At 41.8% G+C, this 20728-nt stretch carries 16 protein-coding genes; 5 read left to right on the top strand and 11 right to left on the bottom strand.

Annotated elements, in window-relative coordinates; all coding sequences use genetic code 11:
- Window positions 1-184: 184 nt before the first annotated feature.
- Complete coding sequence (locus tag C2869_RS18965; protein ID WP_108604421.1) at window positions 185-2422, bottom strand: bifunctional diguanylate cyclase/phosphodiesterase; 2238 nt, start codon at window positions 2420-2422, stop codon at window positions 185-187.
- Between the two features lie 291 nt (window positions 2423-2713).
- Here C2869_RS18965 and C2869_RS18960 point away from each other — a divergent pair, with 291 nt between their 5' ends.
- A complete protein-coding gene (locus C2869_RS18960; RefSeq protein WP_108604420.1) occupies window positions 2714-3613 on the top strand; it encodes a TIGR03899 family protein in 900 nt (299 codons plus the stop codon).
- On the opposite strand, the gene cysG is transcribed toward C2869_RS18960, so the two are convergent.
- The 8 genes from cysG to C2869_RS18920 form a co-directional block, all read right to left on the bottom strand.
- The gene (gene cysG / locus C2869_RS18955; protein ID WP_108605129.1) at window positions 3584-5029 is read right to left on the bottom strand and encodes a siroheme synthase CysG; all 1446 of its coding nucleotides are present in this window, start codon (window positions 5027-5029) and stop codon (window positions 3584-3586) included. The two genes, C2869_RS18960 and cysG, sit on opposite strands and share 30 nt — an antisense overlap.
- A 219-nt stretch (window positions 5030-5248) precedes the next feature.
- Window positions 5249-5995, bottom strand: a complete 747-nt coding sequence (locus C2869_RS18950; RefSeq protein ID WP_199915596.1) for a phosphoadenylyl-sulfate reductase — start codon at window positions 5993-5995, stop codon at window positions 5249-5251.
- Window positions 5988-7694, bottom strand: a complete 1707-nt coding sequence (gene cysI / locus C2869_RS18945; protein ID WP_108604418.1) for an assimilatory sulfite reductase (NADPH) hemoprotein subunit — start codon at window positions 7692-7694, stop codon at window positions 5988-5990. Before cysI ends, C2869_RS18950 begins: the two co-directional genes overlap by 8 nt.
- Window positions 7694-9493 carry an assimilatory sulfite reductase (NADPH) flavoprotein subunit gene (locus C2869_RS18940; protein ID WP_108604417.1) on the bottom strand — a complete coding sequence of 600 codons (1800 nt, stop codon included), beginning with the start codon at window positions 9491-9493 and terminating at the stop codon, window positions 7694-7696. The genes cysI and C2869_RS18940 overlap by 1 nt, the downstream gene beginning before the upstream one ends.
- Before the next feature lie 173 nt (window positions 9494-9666).
- Window positions 9667-12432 carry an ATP-binding protein gene (locus C2869_RS18935; RefSeq protein ID WP_108604416.1) on the bottom strand — a complete coding sequence of 922 codons (2766 nt, stop codon included), beginning with the start codon at window positions 12430-12432 and terminating at the stop codon, window positions 9667-9669.
- A gap of 245 nt (window positions 12433-12677) precedes the next feature.
- A complete protein-coding gene (locus C2869_RS18930) occupies window positions 12678-13649 on the bottom strand; it encodes a DUF2333 family protein (protein WP_108605128.1) in 972 nt (323 codons plus the stop codon).
- A gap of 63 nt (window positions 13650-13712) precedes the next feature.
- Complete coding sequence (locus C2869_RS18925) at window positions 13713-14189, bottom strand: copper chaperone PCu(A)C (protein WP_159084239.1); 477 nt, start codon at window positions 14187-14189, stop codon at window positions 13713-13715.
- Between the two features lie 17 nt (window positions 14190-14206).
- On the bottom strand, window positions 14207-15016 hold the full coding sequence (locus C2869_RS18920) for a 5'-nucleotidase, lipoprotein e(P4) family (RefSeq protein WP_108604414.1): 810 nt from the start codon (window positions 15014-15016) through the stop codon (window positions 14207-14209).
- A 525-nt stretch (window positions 15017-15541) separates the two neighbouring features.
- Here C2869_RS18920 and C2869_RS18915 point away from each other — a divergent pair.
- Window positions 15542-15943, top strand: coding sequence for a globin family protein (locus C2869_RS18915; RefSeq protein WP_108604413.1), 402 nt, complete (start codon window positions 15542-15544; stop codon window positions 15941-15943).
- A 72-nt stretch (window positions 15944-16015) separates the two neighbouring features.
- Here C2869_RS18915 and ppa read toward each other — a convergent pair whose 3' ends face one another.
- Complete coding sequence (ppa, locus tag C2869_RS18910) at window positions 16016-16549, bottom strand: inorganic diphosphatase (protein ID WP_108604412.1); 534 nt, start codon at window positions 16547-16549, stop codon at window positions 16016-16018.
- Between the two features lie 151 nt (window positions 16550-16700).
- Between ppa and purU the strand changes: the two genes are divergently transcribed.
- Complete coding sequence (gene purU / locus C2869_RS18905; protein ID WP_228710842.1) at window positions 16701-17555, top strand: formyltetrahydrofolate deformylase; 855 nt, start codon at window positions 16701-16703, stop codon at window positions 17553-17555.
- Window positions 17556-17644: 89 nt separating this feature from the next.
- Window positions 17645-18133, top strand: a complete 489-nt coding sequence (locus tag C2869_RS18900) for a YgjP-like metallopeptidase domain-containing protein (protein ID WP_108604410.1) — start codon at window positions 17645-17647, stop codon at window positions 18131-18133.
- A gap of 19 nt (window positions 18134-18152) precedes the next feature.
- On the opposite strand, the gene C2869_RS18895 is transcribed toward C2869_RS18900, so the two are convergent.
- Complete coding sequence (locus tag C2869_RS18895) at window positions 18153-18977, bottom strand: LamG domain-containing protein (protein ID WP_108604409.1); 825 nt, start codon at window positions 18975-18977, stop codon at window positions 18153-18155.
- 162 nt (window positions 18978-19139) lie between these two features.
- Between C2869_RS18895 and C2869_RS18890 the strand changes: the two genes are divergently transcribed.
- Window positions 19140-20657, top strand: coding sequence for a cyclic nucleotide-binding domain-containing protein (locus C2869_RS18890; protein ID WP_108604408.1), 1518 nt, complete (start codon window positions 19140-19142; stop codon window positions 20655-20657).
- Window positions 20658-20728: the final 71 nt, after the last annotated feature.

Raw genomic sequence — 20728 nt, 5'->3', positions numbered from 1 at the left:
TTAACAATATGATAATAATGTCAAAGTAACAGTTAAATTTTGTTTAAGTATTCCCTAATTAAACATGCTGACAATACGATTGGTTAATGGCAATTAACGCGTATATATTCCATGTCTTGCCAATTTAACCCGTTTTCAAGTCGCTGTGCTTAATTAATTAGGTTTGGGTACATAATCCTATGATTTAATAGCGGAAGGTTTGTTTTACAAGATGTTGTAATTCTGAGGCTGGCATAGGTTTAGCGTATAAAAAACCTTGTACTTCTTCACAGCCTAAAGTTCTTAAATGCTCTTCTTGCTCTTTGCTTTCTATACCTTCTGCAATGGTCGATAAGCCAAGGCGTTTGCCTAAATTAATTACCATTTCTGCTATTATCGCTCCACTTGTATTGTGCATATCACTAACAAATGCGCGATCGACTTTAATTCGGTCTAAAGGTAAACGTTGTAAATAACTGAGTGATGAAAATCCGGTGCCGAAGTCATCGATAGCAACACTGATACCACTCGCTTTTATTTTTTTCAAGGTGTTAATGACGTTTTCAGGGTCATCCATTACCACGCTTTCTGTTATTTCTAATTCAAAACGTTTTGGGTTAACCCCCATACGTTGAACTGTGCTAATGACACTATCGGCAAAGTCTGGGTTACGAAATTGCGGCATAGAAACATTGACCGAAATCCTCAAGTTATTGCTTATCATGTCGTCAAGCTGCTTCAGTTGGCGACAAGCTTCTTCGATAACCCAAGCGCCTATGTCGACGATTAACCCTGAATGTTCGGCTAGTGGAATAAAAGTGCCGGGTGAAACATAACTACCATTTGACGCTGGCCAGCGCAGTAACGCTTCCAAGCCAATTAACTTGCTGGTTTGCTCAAGGCTATATTGTGGTTGGTACCAAAGCTCTAACTTGCGCATCGCAAAGTCACTTCTGAGCTGGCGGATCATACCTAAACGCCAAGCGGTTTGTTCCTCCATATCAGAAGAATAGTATTCATGTTTACCTGGGCCTTGTTTTTTGGCTTTATTTAATGAAATGTAGGTATGTTTTAAAATGGTTAAACCACGATGACTGCTTTCGTTTCGGCGACAAAAGCCTGTAGAAGCACTCAAGGGTAGTTGGTGTTCACCTGCGGAAAATGGCAAAACAAAGGCTTCATGAATATTATCAGGGTTTACGTCGGCTTCTTTACCGATTAAGCCAAATACATCGGCACTGATCCTCGCCAGTTTGCAGGTTTTTCCAAAGTGTTCACGTAATCGATTAGCGACTGAAATTAATAATTCGTTACCTATATCTTGACCCAAGCCGTCATTGATATCAGCAAAGTTGTTTAAATCCATAATGGCGACCACTTCACCATATTCAGGTGTGCGGCCAAACGAATCTAATATTTTAGTAAACTCAGTACGATTACCTAAACCGGTTAACCAATCTTTATAGGCTGCATTGCTTAATTTACTCACCAAACTCGTGTTGTCCAACGCGACAACTAAATTAGCAAGATACACATCTAACAACTGTAATTCGGTTTCAGAATAGTTGTCACGGCCATCATCAATATAGATAGCGGCTTGCTGACTTACGCCTTTGATATAAAGCACGGTTTCGTTATGAGCGAGATTATGCTCAGTGGAATTAAAAGCTTGGGATATTTGATGAATTGCACGGCCATTGTCGCATTCGATTAACTTTTGTCCGGCTAAGCTAGCATATTCCGCGCTTCCCCCTTGGACAATAAGACCGCCTATTTCATTGGCGCTTTCAACAATTTTATTGGCAACCAGTAAGCCATTGCCTTGGATTTTGAGTATTTGCGTGAGTTGTTTGATGGCGGCACTGGCAAAGCCGAGTGCTGATTGTTGTTTTAATAAATCGGCACCGTGACGCACAATTTGCTCTAAACCAAAACGATTTTCATTAATCGTTTTAATTTGTAAGTAAGATCGCAAAGACGAGACAATGGTAGTCACTAGTTTAGAGCGAGTCAGCTCGGTTTTGGTTTTATAGTCGTTGATGTCGTAATCTTTGACTATGCTTTCTTCTGGCGCGTAACCCGGCTGACCGGTACGCAATATAATACGCACATCATGCAGGTTTAAATCGTTGCGAATGTATTTAGCAACACGTAAGCCTGCGTCTTCTGTCTCCATGACTACATCAAGTAAAATAATGGCGATGTCGTCATTTTCACGCATAAATTCAATAGCTTCGGAACCCGAATGAGCATGACTAAATACTAGATGGCCATCAAAAGCGACTAAATCATTTAACGCTAATTTTGTTACTGAATGGATCTCAGGGTCGTCATCAACAATAAGGACTCGCCATTCGTGTTGAGTTTCCACCGTTTCTTCATACGTGTGGTCATCGTCATTGGCGAAAAGAATTTCATCGTTGTCATAGCCTGATGCAGACATGTTGATCCTTTATTTGCAACCGTTGTGGTACCGTTAATGTTAAGTTTATACCCTGATTTGTAAGCCTTTCCAGCTTAATTCTCATTAAAGAGATTTATTTGCTTAAATTATAGCCAAAGGCAGGGGCTCAGCCATTAATTTGTGTAATTTAGCGTTAATATTCACATTGTTTGATAAACTTTCTTGATAATCATCAAACCGATAAGCAAAGAGAAAATTGTACTGAAATCCGTGACAAGCTCATCGGGTCTAATGCTAAACTAAATTAAAATAGGCCTAACTTGTATTTTTATGCGCCCCATTCAGTCTGAGCAACCTATATCTTCTGCAGCAACACGGCAGGTTAGCCGTAAACAAAATGATGTGGTGGAGCCTGCCGCAACTAACAATGATCATGTTAAAACGCCTACTAATGTGGCGGGTGATAAACTGACGCAAATAGCCAAGCGTTTTGGTTTATTAAGTACGGGTAAAAAAGATATAACGGTAGAGCAACGAGCTGAGCGCAGAAAGCGGATTAATGCGGCACGTAAACAGCAGAATTTAGAGACTATTCTCGAATTCGCTCAATCTTATATGGACAATGCTAATGTGGCAGAGGATGTTGACCCCGACTGGTTATACGCTTTTTTTTGTATGGCAGAAGAGATTTTTTCCAGTCATATGCAAGCCTTGTGGGGCAAAATTTTGGCTGCACAAGTCTCTCGCCCTAATGCTTTTTCAATGAAGACCCTGCACACCTTAAAACAAATGACAATGCGGGATGCTATTGCGCTGCAGCATGCGGTTGAACTGACAGTGAGAGATAAATCAGAATATGGCGGGCGGATTATTTCTGGGTATGGTCGCCCAGGGGCATTTTTCGGTTTACTTGGTGGGCCTAATCGCAATGGTATTAATTTGAGTCAACACGGTTTAAGTTATCCGAATTTATTGACCTTGATTGATCTTAATTTGATTTATTCGACAGAAATAGAAACAGGGCAGTTTAACGCCGGTCAAGAAATAGAGTTAGAAACCTACGGAAAACGCATGTTATTGCGTTGTAATGTCAATGGTGCTGTGTTGCAATATTACAAATATACGCAAATTGGCAATGAATTAGCCAAGTTAATTAAGGTGGAGCCGCGCGACAGTTATTTTGCCGCGCTCAAGCAATCTTTAGCTCCGGTATTTAATTTGACCATCTGAATTGAGTTCAGCAAATGAAAGATTGGATAAGTTTGCACTTTGATACCAATTTAGTTTGTTATGTAGCGCCACGACTTCACCCACAATAATTAAAGCAGGTGACTTTACCTTTTCATGTTCAATCGTATCACTGAGTGTTGATAAAGTTGTTGTTACGACTCTTTGCTCAGGCGTTGAGCCTTTTTCAACTAGGGCAACTGGCATATCAGGGCGAATGCCATGCGAGATCAGTCTTTGGCTAATTTCACCTGATTGCGACAAGCCCATATAAATGACAATGGTTTGATTAGGTTGCGCTATGGTTTGCCAGTTGGGGTGCTCGCCACTGTTGCGACAATGCCCTGTGACAAAAGTAACAGACTGGGCATAATCTCTGTGGGTAAGGGGAATGCCGGCATAGGCTGAACAACCTGAAGCCGCTGTAACAGCAGGCACCACTTGGAAGTGAATTTGTTTTGCGACTAATGGCTCTATTTCTTCACCACCGCGACCAAAGATAAACGGATCGCCACCTTTTAAACGACAGACTTTGTAGCCTTTTTCTGCATACTCAACCAGTAAATCATTAATGTTTTCTTGTGGTATTGAGTGATAACCTTTTTGTTTACCAACACAAATAAACTCGGCATCTTTACGTGCGAGATCCAAAATGTCCTTTGATACTAGTCTGTCGTAAAAAATAACATCTGCTTGTTGCATTTTTTGCATGGCTTTCAGGGTGAGTAACTCAGGATCGCCTGGGCCTGCACCGACTAACCAAACCTCACCATTAGATGTTTGTTGGCTTTCTTCGTTCATGAGTTGCTGTAATGCCGCTTGGCGTTTGTCATTTGGGTATTTATCAATATTGGAAGCAAATGATGAATTGAAAAAGCGTTCCCAAAAATGACGACGGGCTTTAAAGCTAGTAAATTTAGCTTTAACTTGCTCGCGTATTTGACCTGAAAACTCGGCTAACACCTTGGTTGATTGTGGTACGAGTGTTTCTATTTTTGCCCGTAAGCGTCTAGCCAGTACAGGCGCGTTACCGCCAGATGAAATGGCGATTAATATCGGTGACCTATCTATGATCGAAGGCGTGGTATAGCGACAAAATTCGGGTTGGTCGACGGTATTAATTAAAATGCGATTCGCTTCACAATAGGTAAAAATTTCACTATTCACTTGGCTGTTATCGGTAGCGGCTACCACTAAACGCTTATTTTGGATCAGCTCAGGTGAATAATGTGCCTGATTCCAGCTTAATGCATCTTCTTCAAGTAACTCGGCTAATTCTGGACATAATTCTGGGGCAATTATTTCGACCGTAGCTTGTGCTTTGAGTAGTGCGCTGACTTTGCGAAAAGCGACATCACCGCCGCCGACAACGGCGCAGGGAAAGTTGTTTAGATTCAGGAAGATAGGAAACTGTTGCATAAATAGCTCTAAGTTAATTGCTTTTGCCATGTTTCAAACTGACTTATGCTCAAAAGTGAGGTAGCTAATATTGGCTTGTTCACTTTTTGATAAAGCATGTGCATAAATTCAAATTAAACAATTAATCGCCGAAGTTTCGGTCGTTGCATTCTATTATACAAAATAAAAAGCCCGCTAGAGCGGGCTTTTTTAAAAAATCATGCGGTTAAAGCGGTAGGATTAAATACCAGACCCATCTTCATGCAGACCGCACTCGCGCTTAAGGCCGAAGAAGCGAGTTTCTTCTTCGCTCATGCCAAGCTCAAGTGGGCGAGACGTGTGCCAGTCACCAACCGACACATAACCTTTGTCCCATAACGGGTGGTAAGGTAATTCGTGCTCTTTCAGGTAGAAGTGTACGTCGCGGTTAGTCCAATCAACTATAGGATTGAATTTAAAGCGGCCACCAGAAATCTGTAATACAGGCAATTCGGCACGGCTACTTGATTGGTCACGACGCAAACCAGTAAACCACACATTGGCTTCAAGTTCTTTTAAAGCGCGTTGCATAGGTTCTACTTTATTCATCTTGTTGTATTGCGCGATGCCGTCTACCCCTTGCTCCCAAAGCTTGCCAAAGCGATTTTCTTGCCAAGCAGCACTCATGGGTGCACTGTACACTTTAAGATTTAGGTTTAAACGTTCGGTTAGCTCGTCAATAAAATCATAGGTTTCAGTGAAAAGATAACCTGTGTCGGTCAAAACAACTGGAATATCGGCTTGCTCTAACGTCATCATGCGCAACATCACCGCCGCCTGAATACCAAAACTCGACGAGACGATTTTATTGCCAGGTAAATTGCCTAGCGCCCATTGCACACGTTCAGTGGCCGTAAGGTTGCTAAGCTCTTGATTAACCTGAGCTAAAGTTGCTTGCTGCGTTTCTTTGTTCGCAGCTAATAATGACGTAAAGTCGATATTAGGCATGAAATTCTCTACCATCGTATACTGCGTTAACAAAACCTTTGCGAACGACGAAATCACCAAAGCCTTCACCTGATTCACGCTCTTTACTGTATTGCTCGAACAATGAATCAATTGTGCTTAAAATTTCTTCTTCACCAACGTTTTCTTTATACATTTGATTTAAGCGGGTACCGCGACCATCTGCACCTAGGTACATATTGTATTTGCCAGGACCTTTACCTACGAAAGCAATTTCGGCTAGGAAAGGACGGCCACAACCGTTAGGACAACCCGTCATACGAATAACCATAGGTTGATCAGCAATACCGTGTTTTTCAGCAATTACGTCAAACTTCTCGATTAAACGAGGTAAGTAACGCTCTGATTCAGCCATAGCTAAGGCACAAGTCGGTAAGGCAACACAAGCAATACTATCAAGCATTAAAGGTGATAATACTTCGCCTAATAGACCGTATTTACGGCACATTCCTTCAATTTCAGCTTTATCTTCTTCCGCAACATTTGCAATGATAATGTTTTGGTTAGCTGTCATGCGGTATTCGCCTTTGTGAACCTTAGCGATTTCACGTAAACCAGTTTTAATTGGCTGACCAGGCTTGTCGATAATACGACCCGCTTCTAGGAATAACGTTAGGTGCCAGTTGTTGTCGATACCTTTGATCCAACCGAAACGATCACCTTGTTGAGTGAACTCGAAAGGACGTTCGTCTTCGAACTTGATACCTGTACGCTTTTCCGTTTCTTCACGGAACTTGTCAACACCTAAGGTATCAACAGTGTACTTAGTACGCGCATTCTTACGGTTTATACGGTTACCAAAGTCACGTTGTACCAGCATTACCGCTTCAGCGAAGGCTAGTGTGTCTTCTTTCTTAATGAAGCCTAAGATACGTGCTAATTGTGGGTAAGTTTCAACGTCACCATGCGTTGAACCCATACCGCCACCAACAGCCACGTTAAAGCCTTCTAAATTGCCATCTGCATCGGCAATCGCAATGAAAGACAAATCGTTAGCACTGATATCCACGTCGTTGTGTGGAGGAACAGCAACCGCGATCTTGAACTTACGAGGTAAGTACCATTTGCCGTAAACAGGCTCTTGATCCGCTTCAGAATCAGCCACTTTTTCTTCGTCTAACCAAATTTCATAGTAAGCACGCGTCTTTGGCAATAAATGCTCAGAGATCTTAGCTGACCATTCGTAAGTTTCTTGGTGTAAACGTGAATCAACCGGGTTGGTGTTACACATAACGTTACGGTTAACGTCACCACAAGCAGCAATTGAATCTAAGCCCACTTTACAAATGCCTTGGATCAACGGCTTAATATTTGGCTTTAAAATACCGTGGTATTGGAACGTTTGACGTGTCGTTAAACGCAATGAACCGTAATCGGTTAAGTCATCAGCAATTTTATCAATCGCTAACCACTGTTCCATAGTCGATACACCACCAGGAACACGGGCACGAAGCATAAAGCTATGCTTTGGCTCTAATTTTTGCTTACGACGCTCTTCACGGATATCACGGTCGTCTTGCATATAAAAACCGTGGAACTTAGTTAGCTGAGTATCATCATCAGCCACTGCGCCAGTCGTTTGGTCTGCTAAGCTTTCTTCAATCGTACCGCGAAGATAATTACTATTGTCTTTTAAGTATTCGTTAACGGCTAAGCCATCAGGTAAAGTAGTTTTGCTCATTAGTAAACATCTCTTTGGTAACGTTTATTCTTACGTAACTCGGTTACATAGGCTTCAGCATCTTCACGGCTCTTGCCGCCTTGCTGCTCAACGATAGTGACAAGGGCTTCGTGTACGTCTTTAGCCATACGCGTCGCGTCACCACATACGTAGAAGTAAGCGCCTTTTTCTAACCATGCCCATAACTCTTCAGCTTTTTCTAACATGCGATCTTGCACATAGATTTTTTCAGCTTGGTCACGAGAGAACGCAAGGTCGATGTTATTTAGCACACCACGTTTCAAGTAGTCTTGCCATTCAACTTGGTATAGGAAATCTTCAGTAAAGTTAGGGTTACCGAAGAATAACCAAGTTTGCGTATTCAGTTCTTCTGCGTCGATTTCCTGCATAAAGGCGCGGAAAGGCGCAACACCTGTACCTGGGCCAACCATGATTACTGGCGCCATTTCGTCTTCAGGTAAACGGAAGTGAGATTCTTCAACGAATACGTCAACTTCGCCGCCTTCTTCTAAGCGTTCTGCTAAGAAACCAGAAGCGCCACCGAAGTGCTCTTCACCGAATGCGTCGTAACGGACAACGCCAACCGTTAAGTGAACTTCTTCTTCCACTTCTGCTTGGCTTGAAGCGATAGAATATAAACGTGGGGTTAAACGACGTAAGCAGCTAACGATTTGTTCAGCTGTTAGTTCGCTTGGGTGTTCACGTACAATATCGATTAGCTGACGGCCATCAATATAGGCACGCAATGCTTCGCGATCGTCGGCTAATTTAGCTAGCTCTTCGTTACCGGTTAATTCAGCGTATTTGCTAACAAAACCAGGGTGACTAAGGGTTAGCTCGTAACTCTTAATTAGGGCGTCAGTTAGGCTAACTTCAACGTCGTCAACTTTAACTGTTTCATCGCCTTTAAGGCCAACTTTTGTTATAAAGTCCGCAACGACAGCTTCGTCATTTTTGAACCAAACACCTAGTGAATCACCTGGCTTGTAAGTTAAACCTGACTCTTCAAGTGAGATCTCAAAGTGGCGAATATCTTTTGATGAATCGCGACCTGTGATCTTCTGGTTAGTTTCTAACGTGGCGGTAAAAGGATTCTTTTTGTTGTATTGACTTGTGCCAACAACTGGAGCACTGCCAGCTGCCACAGGAGCTGCTGCAACACCGGCAGATAAATCCTGCGCCATAGCGGCAACGGCGGCTTCAATCCAAGCTGCGGCTGGCGCTTCGTATTCAACGTCGCAATCAACACGTGGAGAAACTGATTTACCACCTAATTTGCCAAGTAAAGTGTCAAAGTCTTTACCGGTTTGGCAGAAAAATTCATACGATGAATCACCTAGTGCTAGAACAGAATATTTAACACCGTCTAATTTTGGTGCTTTTTTACTGTTTAAGAACTCGTGTAATTCGATAGCATCATCAGGTGGATCGCCTTCACCTTGAGTACATGACAATACTAATAAGTGAGTTTCTTTTTTGATGTCTTTCGGTTTGAAATCAGCCATTGAAACTAAACGAGCGTCGATGCCCTTAGCTTTAGCTGCTTCGAAAGCTTGATTCGCCACAGACTTGGTATTGCCTGTTTGCGAGCCAAATAAAATGGTTAATTTACCAGCAGGTGCTGCAGCTGCTGCTGGAGTAGTGCCTGCCGCAGCAGGGTTCGCTTGTGATAAACCATACAAATAGCCGCTTACCCATGAAAGCTGGTTTGGGCTTAATTCGCTAACAACTTGCTGAAGTTGTGTAGCTTGTTGCGGGTTTAATGGGCTGACAAGCTCATTGTTTTGCTTAAGCGTCATATGACTTAGGTCCTAGGTTATTCCTAGGCTATAGAATAGTGGTGAAACGCGGGATAGAAAAAGATCAATTACGACTTTTTTATACCTTCAAGGTATAAAAATACAAAAGACTAGATTAAAAAGTTTTAAGGCGTCAGAGCGGTAGTGAACTTTATACAAATTCCCACATTAAATCAATGGTTAACAGGGATTAGCTCTAACTCTTGCGCGACTTTATCCATTTCAGCAAATAAAGTGTCCACTTGTTCGTTTAAATTGACTAAAACCCCTTTTTTAAGTTGGCTCTCTAAACTAAATGATAAGCTTTTTAGTTTAGGTACGCCTGTGTAACAGGTTGAACCGTGAAATTTATGGATCAGTCTGAGTAATTCAACGGTATCGTGTTTGTAGCGGGCGGCGTCAATATCTTGTTTCATTTCAGCAAAGGTATCGACCAGCATATTCAGCATTTCCATCGCCACTTGATGCTTATTAGCCGCCATTTTTAACGATAATGACCAGTCAATGCCAGCGCTTTGGTTAGACGATATACTTTTATGGCTGATGTTATCACTTTCGGTTTTACGCACCCACTTGTTAACTAAATTATTGAATTTTTCGATGTCGATTGGTTTACCTAAATAATCGTCCATGCCTTGTTTAAGCAGCATGTCACGTTCTTCTTTAAACGCGTGGGCGGTAAAGGCAATAATTGGCGTTTCCTGATTGAGTCCTTGTAAGCGTAAATGTTTGGTGGTGTCAACGCCGTCCATTTCTGGCATTTGTACATCCATTAATATTAAATCAAACACTTCCTGCTGGCAGATGTCGCAGGCTTCTATGCCAGAAGTACAAGTGACTAAGTCGACTTTTTCTTCACGTAATATGGCAGATAACAACTTCAAATTTGTTTCGTTGTCATCAACTGCGAGCATGCGAATGTGACTCTCTACTTTTGTTTCGCCGTCTATCGCGGGCGAGGTGAGTCGCTTAGTGTCTTGAATTTTTTGCCACGCGCTGTTGAGTTTAATTAAGGTCAGTGGTTTTTCAATACATTGCCAATCGGCTAAATCGCCTCGGTTCTCTGGTGCGACTCGGCTAAGTAAAGGTAACACCAGCATAACTGGGGTATCAGGAGCCAGTTTGCTGGCAAAGCTAGCTTGCAAGGGGAGTAATTCTAACGATTCTTCATCATGATCGCTGGCAATTAAGATGAGGTCATATTGTTGTTCACTGCGTACTTGCTCTTCCCAACTGGAAATATCATTACATATTGTTGGGGTGGCGCCGACTTGTTGGCAAATTTTTTCGTAACTGGTGTGGCTACGAGATTCACTGTCTAATATTAACACTCTGTCTAGCCCTGGCATATCGACAAAGGTTTGCGGTTTTTGGGTGACAGTAATGGGGATGGTTAGAGTAAAAGTGCTGCCTTTACCTTCGGCACTAACTAAGCTTAGTTTGCCACTCATTTGTTTGACCAAACCTTGGCAAATGGCTAACCCGAGCCCTGTGCCGCCAAAGCGCCGCGTGGTTGAGCTTTCTGCTTGACTAAATGCGGTAAATAACTTGGCTTGTTTGTCGTGGCTAATGCCTATGCCTGAATCTTCTACTTCTATTGTAATCTCGCATTGCGTGCTGGATGTACATAGCATTCCGATACGGATCGCCACATGACCTTTGGGTGTGAATTTAATGGCATTAGAAACTAAGTTGGTAATCAATTGCTTAATACGATGTTGATCGCCAATCACAGCGGTTGGTAAGCGGTCGCTTTCGTAAATAAAGCTTAAGTTTTTACCGAATGCGATGGGTGAAACCAATTTAATGACGTCTTCAACTGTTTGCTGGAGATCGTAAGCCACACTATCGAGTTCAAGTTTACCGGCTTCTATTTTCGAGAAATCGAGAATATCGTTAACAATGGCTACCAGATTGTCGGCAGAAGCATTAATGGTGTTGACGTATTCATTATAAGGTTGTTGTAATTCAATTTTACTCAGTTCTTTGGTAAAACCCATGATCGCGGTTAACGGTGTGCGAATTTCGTGGCTCATGGTCGCCAAAAATTGTGATTTTATTTTACTCGCTTCTAATGCATCTTTACGGGCGATATCTAGCTGAGCGTTTTTCTCTTCAACGAGGTGGAGGTTCTGTTGCAGATCATAGGTGGCGGTTTCAATTTCTTCTTCCAGTCGCTCATTGTTCTCCTGCAGTTCTGACGCCATCATATTGATACCGATTTTTAGCTCGTTAAGCTCGTATTGCACGGGTATATCAACCCGAGCATTTAGGTTACCCGCACCAATTTTTTTGATGGTGTCGACAATACTCACCACAGGATCAACAATGCGTTTGATCAAAACCCGCATTAACACACTAGTAAACAGAGTGCCGAGTAAAATTAATATGCCGGCCAACAAATTACTGCGATGAGCGTAAAACATTTGGCTAGAAATATTTATTTCGACATATACATAGCCTAAAGGTGCTGCAAGAGGGCTGGTGACCGTATCATCTTGCCATGCGTCGTCTAAAACTTTGCTGGAATCAAACGACATGATAGAACGGCTTATTATTAGCTTTTCACCACGCCGGTCGGTTTGGTACATACGGTTTTTCAGTTTAATTGGGTTAAATACCGGACTAATATCTTCATATTTACTGGCGACGTATAAATGTCCGGACGGTCGATAAATGGCAATTTTTTCAATCGACAGTGAAGCATTGGCATGGATCTCTTTTAACTTGGCACTGAGCTGAGCTTTTTGATTATTGGCTAAGTGGCCTTCGCTGGCAAAAGCGATAGCTTCTGCAAGATTGTGAGCTTGGCTGGCTAAAAGTTGATCGCGCTCGGCTGACATTCGCACAGCCAATACTAGGGTAACGAATAACGCAGTGAGTAAAGTCGGTACGACGGCAAAAAGAAAAGCGTTGGCTTGTATACTGCGTTTAATCATAGCGAGGCAATCGAGTTAATGAATGGCATTATGTTGAATATAGTCTTCTCGCTCAGGTCTTATGGTTCATTGTCAGCGCTTACTCTCGACTTTGGCTCCTGCGTCGTCCTAATACCTAAATCCCTTTAGGCAGCCCCAATCACATAATAGAGCATATGCTCATGGGGTCTCGAAGCTTGACGGCTTCCCCTAAAACCTGATCGCTTTGACTATAATATGGGTTAAGGTTGTAACAAGAGCAAGGTTTAGCCTTGCTCTAATAAAGTACGTAGATCAATTAATGCAGCGTTAGCGCGTGACACATAGTTTGCCATGACTAAAGAGTGATTGGCGACTAAGCCAAAGCCAGAGCCGTTTAATATGATTGGGCTATATATTTGCTGCTGAGTGGATTCTAATTCACGAATGATTTGCTGCAATGACACCAACGCATTTTTCTTCACTAGTACATCGTGAAAATCAGTTTCTATCGCTTGTAAAAAATGTAATAACGCCCAACACGTACCGCGGCTTTCATAAAACACGTCGTCAATTTTCCACCAACTGGTTTTAATATTTAGCTCATTTGGGGTCGATGTTGACTGTCGGGCGCTGGTGTCACCGGCTAAATCGGTATTTAAACGCTCTTGACCGACGCTTGCGCTTAAGCGTTGCGAAACGGCACCTAAACGTTTTTCGACTTCGCGTAACCATTCGCTAAGGTTATCCGCTCGAGTATAAAATTGGCCATCCATTGTGTTGTTATCTACCAAGCGGTCTCGGTATTTTATTAACGCTTTAATGGCATTGCGGTATTCATCTTCGGCGCTAGGAAAAGCCCAGTTAGTGTGATCGATATTAAATTTAGGTTGGGCTTTTTCTAAATCTTTGTCATCGGTCGATTGTGACTGCGAGCGACTAAAATCAAGTCGCATAGCTAAGGCTAAATCACGTACTTGTTGTAATACACCGTATTCAAAGGCTGGCATGTTATCCATAACTACACTTGGTGGCAGAACATCATTACTTAAAAAACCGCCTGGTTTGTCTAGCATCCAGTTTGCTACTTCAATTAATGTCGTGGTTGTGGTGTAGCCAGGTACGACGGGTTGATTTAATTCGTTAGCTACTTGTTTTGTGTGGTGTTTGACGTCAAATTTGTTGGGCATCCATCCCCACCAGATACTGAGAGATAACAGGAGAATAATCACTAGGATGAAACCTAACGTGATCGACATGCCAATTTTGTTTGATCGCAATTTACTTAACATACTGCGTCCTTAATCCTTGTTCATTCAGGTTTAGTGATGATGGTGTTTATGCCCGTGAGATACCGAGCTTTGTACCTTTTCAACCGTTGCACTAAAGGTATAGCGTTTTTCGGTGTCATCTTCTAGGGTAAATGTCACGCTATCACCTAATTTTAATTTTTCAGTTAAATTGAGCAACATCAAATGTAAGCTACCACTTTGCAAGGTAACTGTTTCTCCTGCTGCTATATGAACCCGCGGCACATGTACCATTTTCATCATATCGTTTTGCATTATATGATCATGAAACTCAACGGTTTGGCTTTTATCGCCCCATGCCTTAACAAGACAAATACCTTCTTGACCTGTGTTAGTAATACTGACAAAGGCGGCCGTATTTTTCACATTCGGAGGTAACAGCCTGACATGGGCATTTTCGAATGTTAAATTTGCCCAAGCTAAAGAAGACACTAGAGCTAAACAGCAACCAAAAGCTTTTAATAACGGGTAAAGAAATAGTGATTTCAAATTTGTCTCTTTATTTTTTATTTATACGTTTTAATGGTTTTGTGTAATTGGCTACCGGCAACATCGCGCCAACTGCCATAAACAGGGTTAGGTAAGATAAACCAGCGTTCACCCCATAAACTCATATATTGCTCAGTATACAACTTTCTTGATGCGATGGGCATGCCTGCTGCATTTGGGATCATATCTTCTAGGTCGTCGCCAACAATTAACAGGATGCGATAACGTTTTGCAAGGTGTTTGCGGCGAGAGCTTTTATCACGACGCCAGTCGGGTTGCTCTGATCGAAATAATAAGTCATCTCTATCAAAAATTAATCCAGCTCGTTTTAACATGGCTAACGTTTGGGTTTTGATTGGGCATTTATCTTGTGGGGTAGAGACACAATAGCGGTTGGATACTAACACCACTTTAACGCGGTTTTGCGCAGCACTTTGAATAAAGTTTATAACGCCGGGTACTAAAGGGGCTTTTTCGGCTTTTATCCAACGTTCCCAATTGGCGTTAGTGTTCGATTGTTTGCTATCGATAAGCTGAGCGTAGTAAGCCATTGAACTAATGACAGTATCATCTAAATCCAGTAGCACCGCAGGTGGCAAATTATTGATCCCTTTGCGGTCGAATTGTTCCAGTGCGGCAGTCCATTCTGGTGTTTGTGTGGCTAAAACCAGCTTTTGTGCTGCGAGTTTAAATGTTTGATTGGTCAGGGCGACGTATTCGGCTGAGTTTTGCATCCAGGCGACGGCGTTCAAGCGAGGGTCTTTCTCATTCGCGGTGCTGAAAAACGATACACTAAGTAAAGTGACTAACAGAGATATTAAGCGCAAACCTAAGCTCCTATCATGTTGATAAGCGAGGTAAAAAGCGTGTTAAGCAGATAATACGCCAATATTTAATAATCGGCAGCTACCTCGACATAAATTTGCGTTTGAGCGCACAGTTTTGGGATTAAAAATCAGTAGTGTTAAAGGCTATAAAACTTTTTATGAGTTCATGGTGATATAGAGGATACGTTAATCTATAAGATAAACCCCCATTAAAAAAGTTACAATAGATGTGTTGGCGCACACACTTTTGGGCTTTATTCTGGCCAAAAAATAGCGTTTGCTGATTTCTGTTCTACGCTTGATAAGGATATTCTCGTTATAGTCTTCTCGCTCAGGTCTTATGGTTCATTGTCAGCGCTTACTCGCCCCAATCACATAATAGAGCATATGCTCATGGGGTCTCGAAGCTTGCCTGCATGGATGCAGGTAAGGGGCGAGAGCAGGACGCGGTAGCTTTGACGGCTTCCCCTAAAACCTGATCGCTTTGACTATACAAAGCAGTTACTTAAGGATATGGAGCGGTAAATGCAGGATTATGCAGAACTATTTAATGATAGCTACGAACGCGTAATGCAAAATGCAGATGAGTTTTATGGCTTCTTTTATCAAGTGTTTTTAGCCAAAGATCCGCAAATAAAACAAAGGTTTGCCCATGTTGATTTGGTACGGCAAATTAGTATGTTAAAAAATTCATTGGCTTATTTATTAGTTTGCCAAAGCTCAGAAGCCGCTCAGCGTGAGCTTATTCGCTTAGCTAAGCAACATCATGATGAGTATTTAGTTGAAGTTTTTATGTACGATATTTGGTTGGATACGCTAGTGGAAGTGGTTGAAGAGTTCGACAGTAAATATTATCCCGAAGTTGGGGAAGCGTGGCGGCGTACTTTATCTCCTGCCGTTAGGCTCATGAAAGCCAGTATGCAGTAGGCTCTATTTTAAGATATAAAATAAAAAACCAGGCAAAGCCTGGTTTTTTTTCGGTTTATTACTTAGCTGTAATTACTTTTCAGCTTGAGCACGATCGTAAGAAGTTTTGATTTCTTCCATCGCGGCTGCAGCATCAGCCCAGCCTTCAACTTTAACCCACTTACCTTTTTCAAGCTCTTTATAACGCTCGAAGAAGTGAGTGATTTGCGCTTTTAATAACTCAGGTAAATCAGTTACGTCTTTTACGTCGTCATAGATTTTAGTTAGTTTGCTAACTGGCACTGCAACAACTTTAGCATCTTCACCTGATTCGTCAGTCATTTTAAGTACGCCAACTGGACGACACTTGATAACTGAACCGGCTAATAATGGATAAGGAGTTGGCACAAGTACGTCTACCGGATCACCGTCTAAAGACAAAGTGTCGTTTACGTAACCATAGTTACAAGGGTAGAACATAGGAGTAGCCATAAAACGGTCTACAAAGATTGCGCCTGTGTCCTTGTCTACTTCATATTTAATTGGATCAGCGTTTTGCGGGATCTCAATAATTACGTTCACTTCTTCAGGCATGTTCTTGCCAGCAGGTACATCAGATAAGCTCATGGCTTTTTCCTTCAGCTATATTGATTCAAAATTAAGATAAATATCGGACTTATTATAACGACTCTTATGCAAATGGCTAATAGGAAGTGGTCTTGTTTATGTGTCTTGGTTATACTCGCAGCCAGTTACCTAATATGTAATGACGGAATACATAATGAAACGTTATCGCTTAGTTGTCGATTGCCCTGACCAAATTGGTTTGGTGGCTGAAGTGAGTCGCTTTTTGGCAGAGCATAAAGCATCTATTACCGAAGCTAGCCATCATACTGACCATGAAGCTGGTTGGTTTTTTATGCGCCATGAAATTGCCGCAGAATCTTTTCAATTGAGTTTAGAGCAATTTAAAGCTGAGTTTGCTGTATTGGCAGACAAATTTGCTATGAACTGGCGTATTGTCGACTCAAGCCAAAAACAAAATGTAGTGGTTATGGCTAGTCGTGAATCTCACTGTTTAGCTGACTTATTACATCGTTGGCATAGTGGTGAGCTAGAGTGCAATATTGTTGCTGTGATCGCCAATCATGATCATTTACGGCAAATGGCACAGTGGCATGGTATTCCTTACCATTATGTGCCATTCCCGAAAGAGAATAAGCAACCGGCGTTTGATGAAGTGTCTGACATTATTAAGCAGTATGAAGCGGACACAGTAGTGTTAGCTCGCTTTATGCAAATTTTCCCAGATGCTTTATGTCGTGAAATGGCCGGTCGGGTGATCAATATTCATCATAGCTTTTTACCTTCATTTGCTGGCGCCAAACCTTATCATCAAGCCTACGAGCGTGGCGTTAAGTTGATCGGTGCGACTTGCCACTATGTCACGGCTGATTTAGATGCCGGGCCAATTATTGAGCAAGATACGATGCGAATTAGTCATTCAGATTCAGCTGAAGATATGGTACGCAAAGGTAAAGATTGTGAGAAAAACGCCCTAGCGCGTGGCTTGCGTTATCATTTAGAAGACCGCGTGATTATTCACAAAAATAAAACTGTGGTGTTTGATTAAGTAGGGTTAGTCGAACGAAGTGAGGCGCACTGTTAATATTGTGATGGTGGGTTTCGCTGCGCTCATGCCACCCTACAAAATGACTAAAAATGTATAAGTATATTCAACATTACCCACCTGAAATACAGCAACAAGTAACCAAGCTTATCGAGCAAGATAAGCTTGGTGTTTACCTCGAAAATAAATATCCCAATAATCACCAAATTCAGACTGATAGCTTGCTGTACGATTATGTAATGGAAATCAAAAACCAATACATGAAAAAATCGGCACCTATCAGTAAGGTGGTTTATGATAAAAACATCAAGGATGCGGCAAACTCGTTAGGTACGCATACTTATCGTAATCGGGTACAAGGCAACAAGATCAAAAGCAAAAACGAAATTCGGATTTCGACTTTTTTCAAACAAACCCCGCTAGCCATGCTTAATATGATAGTGGTACATGAATTGGCGCATGTACGCGAAAAAGAGCACAACAAAGCGTTTTATCAACTTTGTCAGCATATGCTAGCGGATTATCATCAGTTGGAATTGGATACACGTTTGTTTTTGCTGTGCTCTGATATGAAAAGCTAATATATAAATTGAGTCAGTACTACATGCATGCCTCGCCATTTAACGCGGGTTTCCAGCATGATTTTATCCATTTTTTTAACTCTTCTTGTCGTGCTAACAAATCGTTTATGTCCACAACACCATCTTGATTAAAATCGGCTTCAACTTCACAATAAGATTCCGTCGGAGGAAATTGGTTTGGATCGATGGCATGTTTTGTAATTCTTACTTCATCTATGTAACCTTGCCAACCATGGCCTTCGTTTCCGTCTTGCTGATTGCCAATTTTTAGATTAGCTGCGCTATTATTCACACTCCAGTTGTTTGGTAATAAATAGTCAGAGCCAACTTGCTGACCATCAAAATATAAACGAATTACATCATTGGTGCGAACAACTGCAATGTGCGTCCAATTGTTGCTTAGTGTGCCTTTTAATTGATCAATTACTTGACCATTAAACCATACACCTATCTCATTTGGGTTATGGTAGTTAGCGTGGTGGAGAATAATAAATGAAAAACCTAAACTTGAATGCCATTGTGATATTGGTGTTTGCACACCCGTCAAGTTACCGCTTCTTTTTAGCCACATATCAATTGTAAAGTCGTTATCGGAAAGCGCCCAATGTGAGTTGTCAGGAAAATTTAAACTAGAGTTCCCATCAAAAAACATTGATTGCCCACCAAATACAAATTCAGTTGTCGTTTTAGTGACTTGAGTCGCAGTGCTTTCGTGATTGTAAATGGAACTGTCGACAAATGACGCGCTTTCTGCGTCTGCTTTCAAGAGTAATACCGTCTGTGCGTAGTTAGAAGCGCTAGTCAGTATTAATAAAGATAAGAGTAATAATTTAAAGTTTTTCATAGAATATCCTTTTTTTATTTTAAGGGGGGTACTTTAGCTTGTCGCGTATGATATTTGTAGAGGTAAATTCCCTTTCATTTTTTCTTAACGAAATTACTGCTTTACCTTGCTTGTAAAAACCACTAACTTGGTTGCAATTTTAGCCACGGCAAGGAGCCGAACATGGACACGCTTATTTCACAACTGAAACAAGTTTCCTTTTTCAAAGACCTGCCAGCAGCGCTGCTAGAACAACTGACCAACGCCGGTCAATTTAAAACTAAACACGCAGGCGAGGTGATCGCCAATCAATTTGATAAAACCGAGAATATTTATTTTTTACTTAGCGGAAAAGTAAAGTACTTGGTGCAACTGGGTCATATTGGCCAATCCCGTGCGGTGAATAATCGTCAGCCAATAGATAAAGAAAAATATCAGGTTGGTGGTTCAGAATTTGCTGGCACTCTCATTGGTTGGTCGGCATTTCGCCAACCGCATCGTTTCAACAGCACAGTGGAATGCGAAACCTCATGTCAGTTATTCAAACTGCCACTTAAGGCGATTAACGCGTTTCGTGCAGCCGATCACCCTTGGTCTGTGCTTATCAATGAACGCATTATTCAAGAAATTGCTTTGCAATATCGTGGGGCGCGTAGTTACTTATTTGGTACTAAAACTGAAACTTATATAAATAAGCCAAACTGGTCGGTAACAACGAGTTTAAGTGCCGCGCAGCTCATGCAGCCATTGGCGGCGTCTTACTTTTTTGAAGACTTTGCCGATCATGATCTAGAAGTACTGGCCAACTTAACTAAAACCATAGAGTTACAGCCTGGCGAAACCTTGCTACGAGAGGGGGAGTACGCGAAACACCTATTTATGTTGGTTGACGGGCAAATTGAACTTAATTTTTTAAAGAAACGCGACTTGCCAGAAGACACCGTATTATACGAGCAGAATGCTAATAAAAATAAAGTGGTATTACGGACTTTATCCGATTCAGGTCATGTAATTGGCTGGATGGCCATGGCGCCTAATCAACCTCAACCTATACACGATGTCAATGCTGTTGCTTTAACTCAATGTCGGTTGGTGGCGTGGTCAGCTGATGACTTAGCGCAATTAGCCAATACGCATCCCAGCTTGTTTTATCAAATTCAGCAACAAATTATTTGGTTATTAGGAGGGCGAGTACGTTCCACGCGCACGCGCTTTTTGGCGCAGCACTATGGGCAAGAGGCCATTGCATTGCAGGCAATGCTTAATCAAAATGCCGCTTTGCTAGGTGCCGACTCAGAGTTGTATAAAATACCTTTTTATTTAAACCAACGTATGACTTATATCGATGCCTTTAATACACTTGATAATGTGATGGCAAACGGCTCAAAGCTAGAGCGTTTGCTGGCTCAGCAATGTCTTGATGTACTAGAGTTGGTTTATAAAGAGATGCAGATCTACGAAAAAACCAAAACCATTTATCAGTTGGTTAGTCGTTCACAAGCTGAAACCAGCAGCGCGATCCGTCAAGCCAGTTGTCAGGCGTTTATTGAATTATTTGAACTGGCCGATTGTGTTATTCAAGGTGAAGAAAATTTACCAACAGAGTCGGGGCATATTTTTGTGATGAATCATTTGCGCAATGATGAAGACAATCGCCTTGTTAATTTGCACCCATATGGATCCATTTCATTTGCGGCATAATAGATCCACCCAATTAGCACCGTAATAGATCCACCACATTTGCGGCTTATTGGATCCACTTTTGACCTAAT

Origin of the sequence: Saccharobesus litoralis (assembly GCF_003063625.1) — a bacterium.
Lineage (GTDB): Bacteria > Pseudomonadota > Gammaproteobacteria > Enterobacterales > Alteromonadaceae > Saccharobesus > Saccharobesus litoralis.
Note: the sequence above shows the minus strand (reverse complement) of the source record. Positions and strands in the feature narration are given on the sequence as shown.